The organism is Paraburkholderia sp. (assembly GCF_036488505.1).
Lineage (GTDB): Bacteria > Pseudomonadota > Gammaproteobacteria > Burkholderiales > Burkholderiaceae > Paraburkholderia.
Genome location: NZ_DASXHN010000149.1, coordinates 1 through 3,098, shown reverse-complemented (window position 1 = coordinate 3,098; position 3,098 = coordinate 1). Strand labels below are relative to the sequence as shown.

The following is a 3,098-nucleotide window of genomic DNA, read 5'->3' as shown; positions in this document are numbered from 1 at the left end:
CCTCCGCGACCTTGGCGGTGACTTTCTTGAATGCCGCCTCAGCCTCGGTGCGGGCATCGTTCAACGTGCGTGGACGTCTGGGTGTATTGGCCATGTCAGATTCTCTCGAACAGGTCCCGTAGATAGCGCTGAGCGAGCGGCGGCACAATCGCATGGTCGTTAACATTGCACTGCACCAGCAGCGGCGCGTTCATCAGTGACTCCGTGAAAACAGGAAATCGCGCGTTGCGCAGCACGAATGTCGCCAGCAACAAGCGACACGCGCGCGCACGACTTCACACGACAAATCACAACTCGCTGCGTCGCAAAATCTTAATTGAATCAAAATGACGCAGAACCAACGCATTTGTGTTGCGCTATCGTCAAGGTATCGGGTGTATGGTACGGTCGTGAGTGGGACATTGGAACGCAGGGAGGTGACGATGTCAGCAGTAGCTGAAGTTCTGTCGACCGCCGCGACGCATCCCGATCCGCGCGGGAGCGATCTGCCGACTTGTCCGGTTTGTGCCGACTCGATGGTGGCGGCCGAAGCATCCGCCTATCTGCACGACAATTTCATCAGCTATCTCTGGACCTGCGACACCTGCGGTTACGGCTTCGTGACCAAACACTCGCTGCGACGTTACGCCTGCAATTAGGTTCAGCGCGGCGGAATGTCGCCGCGCGCCCAGCCGTCCTTCGTGCGCTGATAGAGGTCCTCGAACGTTCGCGTCGCGATGGCGCCCCTGATGCCTGCCATCAGTGACTGGTAGTAGGCGATATTGATCTCCGACAGCAGCATCGCACCCAGGGTTTCGCCCGAACGCACGAGATGGTTGAGATAGGCGCGCGAATAGCTGCGCGCGGGCGGCCAGCCGCTCTCCTCGTCCAGCGGACGCGGATCGTCGATGTGCCGGCTATTGCGGATGTTGATCGGCCCGAACCGGGTGAAGGCAACACCGTGACGGCCATTGCGGGTGGGCATGACGCAGTCGAACATGTCGATGCCGCGCCTGACCGCCTCGAGAAGGTCCTCGGGCGTGCCGACGCCCATGAGATAGCGCGGCCTGTCCGTGGGCAGCATCGGCGCGACTTCCTCGATCATGGCGAGCATCACGGCCTGCGGCTCGCCGACCGCAAGCCCGCCTATGGCATAGCCGTGGAAGCCGGTATCGACGATGCCGCGCGCACTTTGCCGCCGCAGATCCGGCAGGTCGCCGCCCTGCGCGATCCCGAACAGCATGTGGCCTGGCGGCGCCTTCTCGAACGCGCGCCGGCTGCGTTCGCCCCAGCGCAGAGAGAGCTGCATCGCCCGCTCGATGTCGGCATGCTCGGCCGGCAGCCGGACGCATTCGTCCATCTGCATGGCAATGTCGGCGCCGAGCAAAAGCTGCACCTCGATCGAGCGCTCCGGCGACAGCTCGACCCTGGTGCCATCGATATGCGACCGAAAGGTCACCGCGTTCTCGCTGACCTTGCGCAAATCCGACAGCGACATCACCTGGAAGCCGCCGGAATCCGTCAGCATCGGACCGTTCCACCCCGTGAAGCGCTGCAAACCGCCGAGCGCCGCGATGCGTTCGGCGCCCGGCCGCAGCATCAGATGATAGGTGTTGCCAAGCACGATGTCGGTGCCGGCCTCGCGCACGTCGCGCCAGTGCACGCCCTTCATGGCGCCGGCAGTACCCACGGGCATGAAGGCGGGCGTCCGCACCGCGCCGTGCGGCGTGGTCAGCTTGCCGGTACGCGCATTGCCATCGGTTGCCAGCAGTTCGAAATGGTTGGGAAGGCTCATGGGAGGGCTTATGGCGCGACAGCCATGCCGGATTCAACCCGTTTTCGGCTCGTGGAGCGGATTTGACCTGCGCTAACCCGCTCTACGAGTCCTCGCGAAACAACAAACTCGCATCCCCATACGAATAAAACCGATACCCACTCGCGATCGCATGCGCATAGGCGCGTTTCATCGTGTCGAGGCCGGCGAATGCCGACACCAGCATGAACAGCGTCGAGCGCGGCAGATGGAAGTTCGTCATGAGCGCATCAACGGCGCGAAAACGGTAGCCGGGCGTGATGAAGATCGCGGTCTCACCCTCGAACGGCGCGATGGCGCCATCTTCGCGCGCGGCGCTCTCGAGCAGCCGCAGCGAGGTGGTTCCGACCGCGACGATGCGCCCGCCACTGGCGCGGGCCTCGTTGAGCGTACGGGCGGTTTCTTCCGAAATCGAACCCCACTCGGAGTGCATCCTGTGGCCTGACGTGTCGTCGGCCTTCACCGGCAGGAACGTCCCCGCGCCGACATGCAGGGTCAGGCGCTGCAGACCGACGCCGCGGGCGCGCAATACCGCCTCGAGCCGGGGCGTGAAGTGCAGGCCCGCGGTCGGAGCGGCGACCGCACCCTCCTGCACGGCGAACATGGTCTGATAGTCGTCGGTGTCGCGGTCGTCAGGTTCGCGTTTTGAGGCGATATAGGGCGGCAGCGGCGGGCTGCCGAGCTCTGCTATCGCCTGGTCCAGCACCGGTCCGTGGAACGAGAAAGACAGCGTGACCTCGCTCTCCTCTCCCTTGCTCTCGACGACAGCATCGAGATTGCCGAGCAGGCATACCCGGCCCTCGTTGCCGAACCGGAGGCCGTCACCGACGGCGAGCTTTTTCGCCGGCCGCACCAGCGCCTGCCAGCGCGAACCGTCGAGCCGCTTGATCAGCGTCGCATCGATCTTCGGCTCGGTGGCGCGGCCGATGCGGCGTCCGGACAGTTGCGCGGCAATGACCTTGGTGTCGTTGACGACAAGCTGATCGCCCGCCTTCAGCCAGTCCGGCAGCTCGGACACGACGCGGTCGTGCAGGTCTCCGCCCTGCACGACCAGCATTTTCGCGGAGTCGCGCGGGCTCGCAGGCCGCAGCGCGACGCTCTCCGGCGGTAACTCGAAATCAAAGAGGTCGGTGCGCATGCGTGTCCGGGATCATGCCGGCTTGCCGGCGAATTTGCTCTTGATGATGGGCCGCAATCGATCGCGCAGCCAGGAGATCTCCGGATCGCCGTTTCGGCCGAGGTTCCAGAGCATCACATGCGGGAGCGCCGCAATAGGAAATGGCACCTCCCTGCTCTCGAGGCGATA

General features: G+C 64.2%; 3 protein-coding genes. 1 reads left to right on the top strand and 2 read right to left on the bottom strand.

Translation table 11 applies throughout. The features are described 5' to 3' along the window. Positions 1 to 422 precede the first annotated feature (422 nt). Positions 423 to 638 carry a hypothetical protein gene (locus tag VGH68_RS08565; protein ID WP_331603150.1) on the top strand — a complete coding sequence of 72 codons (216 nt, stop codon included), beginning with the start codon at positions 423 to 425 and terminating at the stop codon, positions 636 to 638. A gap of 2 nt (positions 639 to 640) precedes the next feature. Here the strand turns inward: VGH68_RS08565 and tgt are convergent, their stop codons facing one another. Continuing rightward, the gene (gene tgt / locus VGH68_RS08560; RefSeq protein WP_331603149.1) at positions 641 to 1,774 is read right to left on the bottom strand and encodes a tRNA guanosine(34) transglycosylase Tgt; all 1,134 of its coding nucleotides are present in this window, start codon (positions 1,772 to 1,774) and stop codon (positions 641 to 643) included. Between the two features lie 82 nt (positions 1,775 to 1,856). Then, entirely contained in the window at positions 1,857 to 2,930 is a 1,074-nt protein-coding gene (gene queA, locus VGH68_RS08555; protein ID WP_331603148.1) for a tRNA preQ1(34) S-adenosylmethionine ribosyltransferase-isomerase QueA, read from the bottom strand. Positions 2,931 to 3,098: the final 168 nt, after the last annotated feature.

What these genes read in the sequence shown, in the direction of transcription:
- tgt (WP_331603149.1), bottom strand. Translation starts at nt 1,774, where the DNA reads ATGAGCCTTCCCAACCATTTCGAACTGCTGGCAACCGATGGCAATGCG.
- VGH68_RS08565 (WP_331603150.1), top strand. Translation starts at nt 423, where the DNA reads ATGTCAGCAGTAGCTGAAGTTCTGTCGACCGCCGCGACGCATCCCGAT.
- queA (WP_331603148.1), bottom strand. Translation starts at nt 2,930, where the DNA reads ATGCGCACCGACCTCTTTGATTTCGAGTTACCGCCGGAGAGCGTCGCG.